This window comes from Fictibacillus arsenicus, from assembly GCF_001999465.1.
In the GTDB taxonomy this organism is placed as follows: domain Bacteria; phylum Bacillota; class Bacilli; order Bacillales; family Fictibacillaceae; genus Fictibacillus; species Fictibacillus arsenicus.
In genome coordinates this window covers 165,419-181,252 of sequence record NZ_MQMF01000003.1, presented here as the reverse complement: position 1 = coordinate 181,252, position 15,834 = coordinate 165,419, and the positions used below count along the sequence as shown (strand labels likewise).

The window sequence follows — 15,834 nt, the reverse complement described above, 5'->3', positions numbered from 1 at the left end:
TAATTACAGTAAATAATTCTACTTTCTTTTCCAATTTTCATTAATAAACGCATCTCTTCCAGAAGTCTCACGCTCTTCCTTATATGCGTCTGGATTCTTTTTATAGAAATCTTGATGATACTCTTCTGCCCTATAAAAATCACTTGCAGCCAATATCTCTGTTACGATTGGTTTTTTAAACCTTCCACTCTCTTCAAGCTTCTTACGTGACTCCTCAGCTAGCTCTTTTTGTTCCTCAGTGTGATAGAAGATTGCAGTACGATACTGGCTGCCGCGGTCAATAAACTGCCCCTCATCATCTGTCGGATCAATTTGCGGCCAATATAAATCTAATAATTTTTGATAAGGGAAAATTTCAGGATCAAATGTGATCTGAACAGCTTCACGATGTCCTGTTTCACCCGTTTTTATTTGTTCATAAGTTGGATTCACCACTTGTCCACCCGAATAGCCAGATACGATTCCATGGATTCCTGGCAGTTCATCAAATGGTTTAACCATACACCAAAAACAACCGCCAGCAAATGTTGCAAGTTCTTTATTGCTCAAAGTAAACTCCCCCTAAAAAACTTTAACTGTTAAAGAGATTTTAACGTTATTTTATTAAAAATAACAGTGTTTTACCTTTAGTGGTTCATAGGATAACCTTTTCCACTCATAAACTGTAACCACTAATGTAAAGTGCGGTGGTCGATATGGACATGCGAAAACTTGAAAAAGAAATTTTCAGACGATGCAATGAGTTGCTTTCCCTGCAGAAACCTGATGGGACATGGCGTTTTTGTTTTGAAAATTCATTGATCACAGATGCTTACATGCTCATTTTATTAAGAAACATTGAATATAGAAATGAGAAATTAATCAAACAGATTACCAACCGTATTCTATCACAGCAATCAGAAGATGGATTATGGCGAGTCTACCCTGATGAGGAACCAGCTAACCTTTCTGCTACAATACAAGCCTATACCGCACTTCTCTATTCCCAGCATTTTAAATCAAATGATGACAAGCTTCAATCCGCAAAACAATTTATTATTCAAAATGGCGGATTAAAGGAAGCGGATCTCCTGACCAAAGTCTTTCTCGCGATGAACGGATTATACGAATGGCCGGACGTTCCAATCGATCCCGCTATCCTTTTTTCCCTGCCAATGACTGCTCCGATAAATCAGTATGACATCAGCAGCTATGCAAGAGCTCATTTTGCTCCGGTTTTATTAATGGCTGATGAAAAAAAGAAACTTACATCTAAATACACGCCAGATTTTTCCGACCTATACATTGGCGAAAATGAAGGTTATCATCTCGAAGAATGGGTAAACTTGTTTTCTCTCTTAAACATAAGAGATTCTTATCTCCATTTAAAAAAAGAGAAAATCCTTTCTTATATTCAACATCACATTGAACCCGATGGGACTCTGTTAAGTTATAGCATGACAACGATCTTTATGATTTATGGTCTCTTGACTGCAGGATATGAGCTTAATTCAACTGTTATCCAAAATGCCTTGAGCGGCTTATTGAAAATGTTTTGTGAAACGGATGGAACTTTGCATCTTCAAAACTCACCTTCAACTACTTGGGACACATCACTTATTTTATACACATTACTGGAAGCGGGAGTTCCCATTCATAATTCTGCCATTATAAAAGGAGCACAGTTTCTACTCATTCAGCAACACACGAAATACGGGGATTGGTCTGTTCATAATCCTCATGCAGCTCCAGGAGGCTGGGGATTCTCAATAGGAAACACTATTCACCCTGACATCGATGATACACAGGCAGCCCTTCGAACGATCGCTCATTTCTATCAAACGAATACAGTTTACCAAACTAGTTATGATCGAGGTCTTAACTGGTTGTTATCCATGCAAAATGATGATGGCGGCTGGGCAGCTTTTGAGAAAAACACGAATCGTTTCTTAATTGGTAATCTCCCTATTAAACATGCAAAAGATGCTCTTATAGATCCTTCAACACCTGATTTAACAGGAAGAACAATAGAGTTTTTAGGAAAGTTCCATGGATTAAATCATCATCATCACTCTGTAAAAAAAGCTGTGAATTGGTTATGGGAGAACCAGGAACAAGAGGGTTCATGGTACGGCCGCTGGGGAGTTTGTTACCTATATGGAACATGGGCTGCGATTACGGGTTTAATAGCATGTGGCGTTAGCCCGCAAAATAAGAGAATTCAAAAGGCAAAACGATGGCTGTTAAGTATTCAAAATGAAGATGGCGGCTGGGGAGAATCGTGTGAAAGTGATAAGAAGAGAAGGTTTGTCGGCTTAAGGCAAAGTACTCCTTCTCAAACCGCCTGGGCTTTAAATGCGCTTACTGTAATTTCTGATCAGCCAACAGCTGAAATGGATCTAGCAGCGAAGTGGCTGATGAACCATAAAAAGACCGACTACCCAACGGGAGCCGGTCTTCCTGGAGCTTTTTATATTAATTATCATAGTTATAATAAAATCTGGCCGTTATTAGTGTTGGTTAATTACTATAAAAAATTTGTAAGATAAACCTCTGATTCCAAAGCATTAACTATAAATTAGTTCGTCTTTTTCACTAAAACCTAGCGTCTCTGCATTTGATGCGTGAATTTCCTGGAAAAGTTCTGGATTTTCCACTAATGACACGCCATAAGAAGGAATCATCTCTTTTATTTTCGGTTTCCACTCATTCAAATGCTGCGGGAAGCATTTTTCTAATACTTCAAGCATTACGTGAACTGCGGTAGAAGCACCCGGCGAAGCACCAAGCAAAGCAGCTATAGAGCCATCAGCAGCACTGACAACTTCTGTTCCAAATTGGAGTGTTCCTTTACCGGCAGGAGTATCTTTAATAACTTGCACACGCTGACCTGCCACTACTATATCCCAATCCTTGCTTTTGGCGTTCGGAATAAATTCGCGCAGCTCGTCCATCCGCTTCTCATTCGACAACAGCACTTGCTGAATCAGATATTTTGTCAATGACATCTCTTTTGCACCTGCTGCAAGCATTGTAAGAAGATTATTTGGTTTTACTGAACCAATCAAATCCAAATTCGAACCCGTTTTTAGGAATTTAGGTGAAAAACCGGCAAACGGTCCAAAAAGCAATGATTTTTTATTATCAATAAATCTTGTATCCAGATGCGGAACTGACATTGGCGGAGCACCAACCTTAGCCTTGCCGTATACTTTAGCATGATGCTGCTCTACTACTTCCGGATTGTTACATACCAAAAATAGACCGCTTACTGGAAATCCTCCAATATGTTTTGATTCAGGTATACCAGTTTTTTGAAGGATTGGCAGACTCGCACCCCCAGCACCGATAAAGACGAATCTTGAACTATGATATTCGGTTTCACCGCTATCCATATTGTGCACTTTCACTTCCCAAGAGCCGTCACTAGTACGTTTAATATTTTTAACACTATGCTTATAGTTGACTTCAACTTTCTCGGTCTTTAAGTGTTCGAACAACATGCGAGTTAATGCACCAAAGTTAACATCTGTACCAGAGTCAATCTTTGTTGCAGCTATCGGCTCATTTAAATTACGGCCTTCCATGATAAGCGGGAACCATTCGATTAATTTTTCAGTGTCTTGCGAAAATTGCATTCCTTGGAACAAGGGATTAGTTGAAAGCGCTTTAAAACGTTTTTTCAAAAATTCTATATTTTGTTCCCCTTGTACCAAACTTATATGCGGTAGTGACATAATAAAGTCTTGCGGATTCTGAATAAGATTGCTTTTTACAAGATAAGACCAAAACTGCATGGAAAGCTGAAACTGTTCGTTAATTTTTATTGCTTTGCTAACATCTATAGATCCGTCCGGTTTTTCGCTTGTGTAGTTAAGCTCGCAAAGTGCAGCATGTCCTGTACCTGCATTGTTCCATTCGTTCGAACTTTCTTCACCTGCGCTAGGAAGCTTTTCAAATACTTTGATTTCCCATTCTGGAGCTAATTCTTTCAATAAGGATCCTAAAGTCGCGCTCATGACTCCGGCACCAATTAAGATAACGTCTGTTTTTTTCTGTACGCTGCTCATGATAACCTTCCTTATAACCTATATTTGCGAGTAACCGCTATGCTCTTAATATTACAAAATACAAGACGCCACCTGGAAAGACGTCTATTTTAATTCGTCTATTAAAGACTCTTATAATCATTTATAGAATAAAATTTCTACCCTTTCTGATAATTATAAACTATTTGAATCTAGTATGAAAGAGTGAAATTGTTCACAATGTTCTAACGATGGACACAACAGTTTATATCAAGTAAAATTACCAATGATTAAAGACATTAACAGTCCGTTTTATTTTATTCTTATAGTTTTTTCATTTAATGACAGGCTTGATTCAATTTTCAGGATAAAATGTAATAAAAAAATCGTCCAGGCATCCCTAGACGATTATTTCTATAATTTGTTTTATGTTTTATGCTGCCGCTTATTATTTTTCTAACACTTTCAATGACTCTCTTATAAATGCTGGAATGTCATCCGGTTGACGGCTTGTAACTAAATTCCCTCCACAAACCACAACTTCCTCATCTTTCACAGTAGCTCCTGCGTTCTTCAAATCAACGTGAATTGACTTATATCCCGTGATGTTTCTGCCTTGTAAGACTTCTGCGGAGATCAGCAGTTGTGGACCATGACAGATTGCTAACACCGGTTTGCCTTCAGCTGCAAAGTGCTTCGTAAACGTTACGAACTTGTCATCGCCCCTTAAAATGTCAGGTGAGAATCCTCCAGGGATAAACAATGCGTCAAAGTCTTCAGGAGAAACTTCACCGATAGAAGCGTTAGTCGTTACTTGTGCTTCTTTTTGCTTCCCTTCTAATGTTGCACCTGTTTCTGATCCGATAACGATAACTTCATGGCCTGCTTCTCTAAATGCATTGGCAGGTTCCGTATATTCCACATCTTCAAACATATTTGCTAATACCGTTGCAATTCTAGCCATTTCTCAACCACTCCTCTTTTTGTGTATACAATTGTTGTATTACCATTGAGGAAGGAAACTAAACCCTTTTTTACGTTAAGGCTTTAAAATAATGAAACAATATATATATGTATCATCAAAATAGCAGCTATTAAACTTATAATTGTTGCGATGTGATTCTCCGTCTTCGTACCTGTTTTCGTATACAGGGGAAAACGAACTCGAAAAGGCAGCGGGTAAAATAGCTGAACTCCTCTCGATGTTGCAGCGTCCAGAATGATATGGCTGATCACCCCTGCTGCCAATCCCATACTTAAACTCCCTTCATAGGCCCAGTCGATCCAGTTTGGGAGCATCATCACCAATAAAATCATAATCCAGCTATGTGTGACTGTACGGTGCCCGAATGTTTTAGAAATGGTTTTTGATAGAAAACTTGTCTTTTTGCCCAAGTAAGACCCTGGATGACACAAGTCAGGCAGCAGACTTCCCAACACGGCAGCCCCAAAAAAGGTAAGTTCATGATGCAGTGTATCTGGCGGGAGGTCTGCAGCAGTCTTATAAAGTGCAGCTGCCGCAACTCCGCCTAGCAAATGTGTATTGCTTTTCATTATGTATCTCTCTTTTCTCTAAGTTGCTATATCATTTATGATAGAAAGAAGAAAAAGAGCAGCAGGAATGCTACTCTTTTGAACTATCTGTGGAAATCAATGACTTTAGTCTTGTAATTTCACCTGTTTCACCTGTATCTACTACAAAGGAGCCGTTATTATATCTGTCTGCAGATTTAAAGTTTTCAGATGATATTGTTTCTTGCTTGCCGCTCGCTGTATCAAGAACAAATTGTTTCTCTTCTTCAGTCACTAGTTTCATACCCACAATGCGGTGAGGATTAGATTTTAATTCTCTTACCATCACAAGTCCTCGTTTTGCACGGGACGTTTTATCAAACTCTGTGATCTTCATTTTTTTCATTGCACCGCGCTGAGTTGCAACGAGAACCTGAGCGGTTTCTGGACTTTCTGGTAGTGCAAACCCGCTTACTAAGTGGTCTCCAGCTTTTAAATTAATTCCTTTTACCCCTGCAGCACGCTGGCCTACAAGACTGATTTCTTCTTCATGGAACCATAACCCATATCCGAAATGTGTTGCGATAAACACATCTTGATTTCCATTAGTTAAAGACACATCAACTACTTCATCTTCGCCTTTTAGTTTAACGGCCATCAATGTACGATTATATCGTGTTGCTTTATATTGGCTGAGCTCTGTTTTCTTAGCCATCCCTTGTTTTGTAAAGAAAATGAGGAATTGGTCTTCCTTAAATTCTTTTACAGGGAATGCTTTAATCAGTTTCTCATCCTTATCTAAACCAACGATACTCGCAAGATGCTGCCCCATGTCTTTCCAGCGGATCTCAGGCATCTCATATACTGGAAGGTAAATATAATTACCTTTATTCGTAAACATAAGCATCGTATCTGTCGTGTTTAGCTGAGATACAAGTAAGAGTGAATCCGTATCCTTCATTCCTGGCGGTTCACCGTTAGAAGCACTGTAAGAACGAACGCTTGAACGTTTGATATAGCCGTCTTCAGTTACCATTACCATTACGTCTTCAGAAGGGATCATTACTTCCATATCGATCTTGATTTCCTGAATCTCAGCTTCGATCTGTGTACGGCGAGGATCAGCGAATTTCTTCTTCACATCGGAAAGTTCTTTTTTAATAACACTGTATAACTTCTTGTCGCTATCTAGAATTGAACGAAGATATGCAATCTTTTTTTCAAGTTCTTCAGCTTCATTCTGAAGTGTTGTAATATCCGTATTCGTTAAACGGTATAACTGCAACGTAACGATTGCTTCAGCTTGTGCTTCGGTAAACTGAAACTTCTCGATGATGTTGTCTTTTGCATTTCGCTTATCTTTTGATGCACGGATTGTCTCGATTACTTCATCTAAAATCGAAATTGCTTTAATTAAACCTTCCACGATATGTGAACGTTCTTCAGCTTTTCGGAGATCATATTTCGTGCGTCGTGTTACCACTTCAATCTGATGCTGAATGTATGCGTTCAATATAGCTTTTAGGCCCATTAATTTTGGCGTCTTGTTATGAATCGCTACCATGTTGTAGTTATACGAAACTTGAAGATCTGTATTTTTAAAGAAATAATTCAATACCCCTTCTGCATTACCATCCTTGCGAAGTTCAATAACAATTCTTAATCCAGTACGGTCCGTCTCATCACGGATTTCGGCAACACCGTCGACTTTTTTGTCTAATCGAAGTTCGTCCATACGCTTTACAAGGTTTGCTTTGTTCACTTCAAAAGGAACTTCAGTGATGACAATCTGCTGACGTCCGCCCTTTAAGCTCTCAATCTCGGTTTTGGCACGAATAACGAAGCGGCCCTTTCCTGTTTCAAAAGCTTTCTTGATGCCATCTACACCTTGAACGATTCCGCCAGTCGGGAAATCAGGTCCTTTCATAACGGTCATAAGTTCATCGAGTGAAACATCGGGCTTATCAATTTGCATTGTAACAGCGTCTATAACTTCTCCAAGGTGGTGCGGCGGGATTTCAGTCGCATAACCTGCTGATATCCCCGTTGAGCCGTTTACAAGTAAATTTGGATACATAGAAGGCAGCACAATCGGTTCTTCTGTCGTATCATCAAAGTTAGGTGCAAATTCTACGGTTTCTTTATCGATATCTCTTAATAGTTCAGATGCGATCGCGGAAAGTCTTGCTTCTGTATAACGCATTGCAGCTGCCGGGTCTCCATCGATACTACCGTTGTTTCCGTGCATCTGGATCAGAACGTTTCTCACTTTCCAGTCCTGGCTCATTCGCACCATCGCTTCATAAACAGAAGAATCACCATGCGGGTGATAGTTACCGATTACGTTACCGACTGTCTTAGCCGATTTTCTGTATGGTTTTTCGTTTGTGTTTCCTTCCGCGTACATCGCATATAAAATACGGCGCTGTACGGGCTTTAATCCATCTCTTGCATCAGGTAATGCACGCTCCTGAATAATGTATTTACTATACCTTCCGAAGCGGTCGCCGATTACGTCTTCTAACGGCAGCTCTCTAAATTTCTCAAGCAGTGACAATCTTTAAACCTCCTCAGAATGCAGACAAGTTCTCGTTATCTAGTATGTTCGTTTCTTCATTTAAGCCAAAGGCCACATGTTCTTCAATCCATTTACGGCGCGGTTCAACTTTGTCTCCCATAAGGACAGAGACGCGTTTTTCGGCTCTTGCTGCGTCATCAATACGAACTCGGATCAGCGTACGTGTATCAGGATCCATAGTCGTTTCCCATAGCTGATCAGCATTCATCTCTCCAAGGCCCTTATAACGCTGGATGATATAGCCTTTTCCAATTTTTTTCTGTGCTTCTTTTAGTTCATCTTCATCCCATGCATATTCAATGACTTCTTTTTTACCCGTTCCCTTGCTCACTTTATAAAGAGGAGGCAATGCAATGAATACTTTTCCTTCTTCGATAAGCGGCTTCATGTAACGGTAGAAAAACGTTAGAAGCAACACTTGAATATGTGCACCATCTGTATCGGCATCGGTCATGATAATGATTTTGTCGTAGTTAACATCTTTTAACGTAAAATCAGAACCGACCCCAGCTCCAATGGCATGGATGATTGTATTGATTTCTTCGTTCTTAAATATATCTGCAAGCTTTGCTTTTTCCGTGTTGATTACTTTCCCGCGAAGCGGCAAAATCGCTTGGAATTTTCGGTCTCGTCCTTGTTTCGCAGAACCGCCTGCAGAGTCACCCTCTACTAGGTACAGTTCATTGCGCTCAGGATTTTTAGAAGTTGCAGGAGTTAACTTCCCGCTCAGCATAGAGTCCTTACGTTTGTTCTTTTTCCCGTTACGAGCATCCTCACGTGCTTTTCTTGCTGCTTCACGAGCTTGAGCCGCTTTAATACTTTTACGGATGAGCATTTCACTAATTGCAGGATTCTCCTCGAGGAAATAAGCGAGCTTTCCGGCAACTACAGCATCTACGGCAGATCGTGCTTCACTCGTACCTAATTTACTTTTTGTTTGGCCTTCGAACTGAAGGAATTCTTCTGGAATTCGGACAGAAACTACAGCTGTTAACCCTTCCCTGATATCAGAGCCGTCTAAGTTCTTGTCTTTTTCTTTTAACAGGTTCGTTTTACGTGCGTACTCGTTGATACTTCGCGTAATAGCAGTCTTTGCACCTGACTCATGTGTCCCCCCGTCTTTTGTACGAACGTTATTAACGAATGACAGTACGTTTTCTGCATAACCGTCATTGTATTGAAATGCAAAATCTACTTCGATCTCATTTTGCGTTCCTTCAAAGCTAACGACATTATGAAGTGTATCTTTATCTTCATTTAAATATTGCACGAATGCTTCCAAGCCTGTTTCAAACTGGAATTCTTCTTTTTCACCATTTCGCGCATCTTCAAGAACAATTTTGATTCCTTTCAAAAGAAAAGCCGCTTCTCTAAGGCGTTCGCTTAGTGTTTCGTAATTATAGTTAATCGTCGAAAACATCGTGCGGTCTGGTTTAAAATGAACAGTCGTCCCTGTTTTGCGTGTATTACCGACTACTTCAAGTGTCGTAACAGGCTTTCCGCCATCCTCAAAACGCTGTCGATATGTTTTTCCGTCGCGATAGATCGTTACTTCAAGCCATTCTGAAAGTGCGTTAACTACAGAAGCACCTACACCATGAAGTCCTCCAGATGTTTTGTATCCGCCTTGTCCAAACTTACCCCCGGCATGCAAAACAGTAAAGATGATTTCAGGAGTCGGTTTTCCTAGCTTGTGCATTCCTGTAGGCATTCCACGGCCATCATCTGACACAGAAATGCTGTTATCTTTATGAATCTTCACATGTATGTAATCACCGAATCCGCCTAATGCTTCGTCCACGGCGTTATCTACAATTTCATATACGAGGTGATGCAAACCTCTGGCATCTGTGCTGCCGATATACATACCAGGGCGCTTACGAACGGCTTCTAAACCTTCAAGCACCTGTATGGCATCATCGTTGTAGTCAAATAATGATTTACTTGCCAAAATGTGTTGCTCCTTTCACGAACTGCAGTACTTCTATCATAGCAGAACGTTTGTTTCTATACTACCTCTGTCCTTATATTCTCCTCTTATTTCTCGGTTAAAGAACCAAAAACCTTTAGTTCAAAAGAGTTTCTTTTTTAGTTCTTGGATATATAAAATAAAGACAGCATGGGAAAACCACCCGTAATTGGCGGGTGGTTCATTACTACCGTATCATAGCATGTTCCACTTTAATGCACTTATCCATAATATAAGGAATCGTCGCACTTTGCAAAATCTCTTCTGCTTCGGCACTGTATAAACCGAGCTGCGCCCAAAAGAAACCAGCTTTAATATTTGCTGCCGAACGAGCAACTTCAGGCAGGTACTCACTTCTCCTAAAAACATTAACGATATCTACATGTCCTTCAATATCTTCAAGCTTTGCAAAAGCTTTTTGTCCCAATACTTCTGTGACATTAGGATTTACGGGAATAATCTCATATCCTGCATTCTGCATATATTCCGAGACCATATAAGATGTACGAAACGGCTGATCAGACAAACCGACTACCGCAATACGTTTTCTCAATTTAAGAAGGTTCTTAATATCCTCTTTCGTTGCAGCTCCCATTTTTTCTCCCTCCAAATATCATTTATATAGATTTTAGACAAAATCAGTAAAAATGAAACATTTTTAAAGAAAACTCAGATGACACTGAGCATTTCCGTCAGCTCTAGTTGGGCAAAAAAAGCCGGCATTCTCGGATTATTCACGAGAGCCGGCTCCCCAAGACTTTATCCGTTTAAACGGTAGATATCACTGTACTTCTTCTCAAAATATGCGATGAGATGATCTGGGTTCAAGCCTTCTCCTGTAACATCTTTTAGGATTTCGATGGGCTTTTTCATCTTACCGTATTGGTGCACATTCTTTGTCAGCCATTCTTTAATTGAGAGGAGATTTCCTGATTCAACAAGAGAATCAAAGTCCGGAATATCTTTAATCATTGCATTTTTAAGCTGTGCCGCATAAATGTATCCTAATGCATATGACGGGAAGTATCCGAAGCTTCCCCCTGACCAGTGAACGTCTTGAAGTACACCTTCAGCATCATTTTTCGGTGAAACTCCGATATATTCCTGCATCTTCTCGTTCCAGATACGAGGAAGATCTTTTACTTCAATCTCGTCGTTAAATAATCCTTTTTCAATCTCATAACGAACGATAACATGAAGCGGATATGTCATTTCATCAGCTTCAATACGGATCAATGAAGGTTCCACAACGTTGATCGAACGATAGAAATCTTCCAGCTCAACTCCGTTAAACTGAGAACCCGATACACTCTTCAGTGTGGAATAGTGATTTTTCCAGAAGCCAAAATGACGACCAACAAAGTTTTCCCAGAACAAAGATTGGGATTCATGAATACCCATAGAAGTTCCTGAACATAAAGGTGTTCCAACTAGCTCCTCAGAAATATTTTGTTCATAAAGAGCATGTCCTCCTTCATGAATCGTACCGAAAACTGCTGTGCGGAAATCATTTTCCATATACTTCGTCGTTACACGAACATCCCCAGGGTTTAGTCCGATCGCAAACGGATGAACCGTTTCATCCAAGCGCCCCGAATCAAAATCATAGCCCATGTCTTTTAGCACATGAAGACTGAATTCTTTTTGCTTATCTTTCGGGAAATGGTCGAACAAGAATTTCGTTTCTGGCTGACCCGCTTCCGTTACTTTTTGAAGAAGCGGCACGATACGGTCACGAAGTTTTGAGAAAGTCTCATCCAAAATTTCAACTGTTACCCCTGGCTCATACATATCTAAAAGCGTGTTGTATTTATTTCCTTCATAACCCCAGTATTCAATAAACTTCTTATTGAATTCTACAAGTTTTTCTAAGTAAGGCTGGAATAATGAGAAATCAGAGTTGTTTTTCGCCTCTTCCCATACGTTCTCTGCTTTTGATTGCAAAATAACATACTCTTTAAATTCAGCTGGAGGAATCTTAGCGTTGCGCTCAAAATCCTTCTTCACTTCTTCAAGCGTTTTTTTCGTTACTTCTGATAGCGTGTCATGAACTTCGGGCTTAGAAAGTTCTTCAATAAAACTTTTCATTTCATCTGAAGTAGACATTGCAAATACATCGGAAGATAATGTCCCAATTACTTCAGAGCGCTGTTCTACCCCTTTTTTAGGTGCACCTGTACGCAGATCCCAATACATAAGACCGATCGCTTCATTTACATGCACCATTTTCTTAACATACTCTAAAAAATCTTTTTCAACATTCACTTTAGTTTGCGTCATTATAAAATCCATCCCTTCACGTGTTCATAAAAAAACATACCGCTATAGGAATTCGTGACGCAATAAAAAAGTCCTGCTGGTCAGTTTTATTTTTTATTAAAAATCTTCTTTAAACATTTCTGCGTATGGCGCAAAGGATGGATCAATATTGTTATCATGACCAATCGATTGATGAAGCAGCTGGTGGATCTCTTCTTTATGGTGATTCCCCAGATGAGGATATAGGTTTTGATAAGCCTTCATAATACTTGATAAATGGCTGAATTGATCGTACATATATAAAAACCTGCCTTAAATGAATTTAAGCATAGTATGTACAGGATCGAAGAGTATTTAAACCAACTTAGTTAGCATTCATATCTAAAGGTGCCTGCACATCTAGATATGAATGCTAACTTTTCATTAATGAAAAAATGAAAAAGCTTCTGCTTAAAATTTCGCACCGTCCCGAATATTGGGTAATAATGTGATATTTTTTGTAAACCTTAATAAAAACTTTAAAAATATGTACGGTACGTGAAATTATATTGTTGATCTTAAGAAAACCCTTAGTGTTCAATAGAAAAAGCCAGCTCCAACCGAGCTAGCCTTAAGTAATTTATATTATTTTAAAGGAATACGAAAGTTTGCAGGTTGAATCCATATTTTTTGGACTTCAATCCACGAGTTTTACTGTTTAATCCACGAATTACATTCGGATATCCACGAGTTTATATTCCTCGACAAAATTCGAATCCCTGGACAATTTTATGATTGCTGTCTCGGCGGTCTCTTTCCGAAGAACTGATAATAATCCGTCTTTAGATCTCCGTTATATAGTTTACGTTTCTTAGTTGCACTTCTGCCATAATATTCTTCAAACTTTTCGTTAGAAGTAATAACATACACACTCCACGTATCATATGGTCTCATAGCATCTCCAAGATCGCGGTACATCTGAGCCACTTCTTCTCTTTCACCTAAACGCTCACCGTATGGAGGATTAGTAACGAGGCAACCGTAATCTTTTCTTGTCGTAAAGTCGCGTACCTGCATTTGCTTGAACGTGATAAAACCTTCAAACCCAGCCTCATTCGCATTGTTTTTCGATAGTTCGATCATCTTGTGATCAATGTCTGAACCTTGAATTTCGAGCGGCAGATCATACTTTGCTACATCTTGAGCTTCGCCGACTGCTTCATACCATACTTTTTTATCAATCCAGTCCCATTTTTCAGAAGCAAATTCACGATTAAGACCTGGAGCGATGTTCTGTCCAATCATAGCTGCTTCAATTGGGAGTGTACCTGAACCACAGAACGGATCTGCAAATGGTTTATCAGGTGTCCAGTTTGTCAGCATGATAAGAGCAGCAGCCATTGTTTCTTTAATAGGAGCACCGGAATGCAATTCGCGATAGCCGCGTTTATGAAGACCTGTTCCGCTTGTATCAATTGTCAGTGTGGCAATATCTTTATGAATGGCTACTTCGATACGATACAATGCTCCGTCTTCTGGGAACCAAGTTTTACGGTTATACTCGGTTTTTAAATTATCAACTACTGCTTTTTTCACGATCGCCTGGCAGTCAGAAACTGAAAAGAGCTTTGATTTTACAGACCGGCCAATAACAGGAAATTCTCCGTCTTCCGGAATATAATCCGACCATGGAAGAGCTTTTGTTTTTTCGAATAGTTCATCAAACGTTTCCGCTTTGAATTCTCCAACCACAAGCTTTACGCGGTCAGCCGTTCTTAACCATAAATTAGCTTTTACAAGTGCCTTTTCGTCACCATCAAAATAGACTTTTCCGTTTTCTACTTGTACATTTTCAAAACCTAATGTACGTACTTCATTTGCTACTAGGGCTTCGAGTCCCATTGCAGCCGTTGCAATCAGCCTTAATTTAGTCATATTTGTAACTCCCTTATTCTTGCGTTTAATTGTCTATTTTAAGTATACCCTGTTCTTTTTTATGTAAATAGAAAAAGCCCCGTAAGCGGGGCCCTCATTCAGCTTTAATTAGGTACCAATAACGTTCTGTAAGCCATGTTCTGTTCCTTAGTACTGCAAGCGGCTATTCGCCTCGTACACCGGTGGTAATCATCTATCTACAAAAAGCCTTGGCTTCTTGTTCTCCCATTCGTTCAATTCCGAAATGGGAAACTCCCCTACCATAATTTGGGTTTCTCGCTCGTGGGGTTTACCGCGTTCCACTCCCGCAGTTTCCATTGGGACTACGTCACTGTGGCACTTTCAAGGTATTAACACCATATCCAAAGGACTTAGGTGCGTTCCCTGCCGTTAACCCAGTAAGCTCAATAGAGCAAACCAAGCTACCCTGGCTTATTTTTTGGCCAGGCACGATCATTACGGTCATCTCAGATCCGTGCGAGCATGGACTTTCCTCTAAACCAGAAAACTGGTCCAGCGATTACCCGAACGTTATTGATTTAGTTTTTTAAAAGCAAGATTCATTATAGCATGCTGAATTGATAAAAACAAATGGATAAAAACTGGAATCAATCGTATAATTTGCTGCCAAAAACATGTTTTTCCAAGTTAGACAAACGCTGAAGAATATCTGAGTTTGTTGTGCTTGAAGTTACTGCAGGCATTCTTCGAGTCGGCTGATCAGAAGAATTTTGAGCTTCGCGACGCAAGCGATTGTTTTCTTGAACGACTGCATCGTACTCTTTTTGAAAGTTCTCATAGTCTTTAATGATTAAATCTAAGAACTTATCCACTTCATCCTGATCGTAGCCACGAAAGCCTTGTTTAAAGTCTTTTTCTAGTATTTCTTTTGCTGTTAAATGAAAACGCTGTTCACTCATGTGAATCACCTCACACAAAGATTCTAAAATTATTTTTTCACTACATGACGTAAATGTCAATTTCTTTCTCTTTTAACTCTTTACTCGTTACGATTCCATTGTTCATCCTGGACAAGCACATCCAAATCATAAGCTGTAATATAAAATATTTCGTATGAATTGTCCATTTCCTGCTTTTGCTTGGCGGCATCCAAATAATACTTCGGTGAGCCATCCTTTTCTTCGTCGTAAAGAAGTAAAATCGCATCGCTTTTTTGGACGAGAAACTGATTTTTTACCCTCAATTGCTGTGGACTCTCATAGGGTTTACGGCTGACTGAGTCCACAAAATCTGCATTCAAAAGAATTTCTTGATATTTTTCTTGAACATTTTCTTTCCAGCGAGTTTCCTGTTCTAAAAAAGGAGTAAGGACAGCTAATTTTAGATTTGGATATTCCAGCTGCAAATCAAAGATAACTTCGGCGGTCCACATCTCCACCCCAGGCTGACCGCTGATTAATACCCATTCCAGCCCTTCATCAATTAAGGAAGTAATTCTTTGCTCCAGTGCTTTCTTAATGTAGTATACCCCTTCGTGATTGTCACTAAAAATACCAAGCTCATGGGCTTTATAACCACTGACCAGCAGTGTTTGAAGCATTTGAAGACCCCCTGTAATGAAAACACCCGGCTCT

Annotated in this window: 13 protein-coding genes and 1 other RNA gene; 1 reads left to right on the top strand and 13 read right to left on the bottom strand. The window is 39.6% G+C overall.

Features of this window, described 5'->3' with window-relative positions; all coding sequences use genetic code 11:
• Positions 1–18: 18 nt before the first annotated feature.
• Positions 19–549 (bottom strand): peptide-methionine (S)-S-oxide reductase MsrA, encoded by a 531-nt coding sequence (gene msrA, locus UN64_RS14920; protein WP_077364167.1) that lies wholly within the window; start codon positions 547–549, stop codon positions 19–21.
• Between the two features lie 146 nt (positions 550–695).
• Here msrA and UN64_RS14915 point away from each other — a divergent pair, with 146 nt between their 5' ends.
• Positions 696–2,528 carry a terpene cyclase/mutase family protein gene (locus UN64_RS14915; protein ID WP_077364164.1) on the top strand — a complete coding sequence of 611 codons (1,833 nt, stop codon included), beginning with the start codon at positions 696–698 and terminating at the stop codon, positions 2,526–2,528.
• Between the two features lie 18 nt (positions 2,529–2,546).
• On the opposite strand, the gene UN64_RS14910 is transcribed toward UN64_RS14915, so the two are convergent.
• From UN64_RS14910 to UN64_RS14855, 12 genes are all read right to left on the bottom strand, one after another.
• A complete protein-coding gene (locus tag UN64_RS14910) occupies positions 2,547–4,049 on the bottom strand; it encodes a malate:quinone oxidoreductase (RefSeq protein ID WP_077364162.1) in 1,503 nt (500 codons plus the stop codon).
• Positions 4,050–4,455: 406 nt separating this feature from the next.
• Positions 4,456–4,971: a type 1 glutamine amidotransferase domain-containing protein gene (locus UN64_RS14905; RefSeq protein WP_077364159.1), complete on the bottom strand. Its 516-nt coding sequence runs from the start codon at positions 4,969–4,971 to the stop codon at positions 4,456–4,458.
• An 83-nt stretch (positions 4,972–5,054) separates the two neighbouring features.
• Positions 5,055–5,561 carry a metal-dependent hydrolase gene (locus UN64_RS14900; RefSeq protein WP_077364157.1) on the bottom strand — a complete coding sequence of 169 codons (507 nt, stop codon included), beginning with the start codon at positions 5,559–5,561 and terminating at the stop codon, positions 5,055–5,057.
• A gap of 70 nt (positions 5,562–5,631) precedes the next feature.
• The gene (parC, locus tag UN64_RS14895) at positions 5,632–8,076 is read right to left on the bottom strand and encodes a DNA topoisomerase IV subunit A (protein ID WP_077364155.1); all 2,445 of its coding nucleotides are present in this window, start codon (positions 8,074–8,076) and stop codon (positions 5,632–5,634) included.
• 13 nt (positions 8,077–8,089) lie between these two features.
• Entirely contained in the window at positions 8,090–10,048 is a 1,959-nt protein-coding gene (gene parE, locus UN64_RS14890) for a DNA topoisomerase IV subunit B (protein WP_077364153.1), read from the bottom strand.
• 205 nt (positions 10,049–10,253) lie between these two features.
• Positions 10,254–10,661: a CoA-binding protein gene (locus UN64_RS14885; RefSeq protein WP_077364151.1), complete on the bottom strand. Its 408-nt coding sequence runs from the start codon at positions 10,659–10,661 to the stop codon at positions 10,254–10,256.
• Positions 10,662–10,825: 164 nt separating this feature from the next.
• Complete coding sequence (locus UN64_RS14880) at positions 10,826–12,346, bottom strand: carboxypeptidase M32 (RefSeq protein ID WP_077364149.1); 1,521 nt, start codon at positions 12,344–12,346, stop codon at positions 10,826–10,828.
• 96 nt (positions 12,347–12,442) lie between these two features.
• Positions 12,443–12,622, bottom strand: coding sequence for a hypothetical protein (locus tag UN64_RS14875; RefSeq protein ID WP_077364147.1), 180 nt, complete (start codon positions 12,620–12,622; stop codon positions 12,443–12,445).
• A gap of 471 nt (positions 12,623–13,093) precedes the next feature.
• Complete coding sequence (locus tag UN64_RS14870) at positions 13,094–14,239, bottom strand: THUMP domain-containing class I SAM-dependent RNA methyltransferase (RefSeq protein WP_077364145.1); 1,146 nt, start codon at positions 14,237–14,239, stop codon at positions 13,094–13,096.
• Between the two features lie 124 nt (positions 14,240–14,363).
• Positions 14,364–14,771: RNase P RNA component class B (gene rnpB / locus UN64_RS14865), an RNA gene on the bottom strand.
• Positions 14,772–14,847: 76 nt separating this feature from the next.
• Entirely contained in the window at positions 14,848–15,159 is a 312-nt protein-coding gene (gpsB, locus tag UN64_RS14860) for a cell division regulator GpsB (RefSeq protein ID WP_077364143.1), read from the bottom strand.
• 80 nt (positions 15,160–15,239) lie between these two features.
• Positions 15,240–15,800: an SLOG family protein gene (locus tag UN64_RS14855; RefSeq protein WP_077364141.1), complete on the bottom strand. Its 561-nt coding sequence runs from the start codon at positions 15,798–15,800 to the stop codon at positions 15,240–15,242.
• Positions 15,801–15,834: the final 34 nt, after the last annotated feature.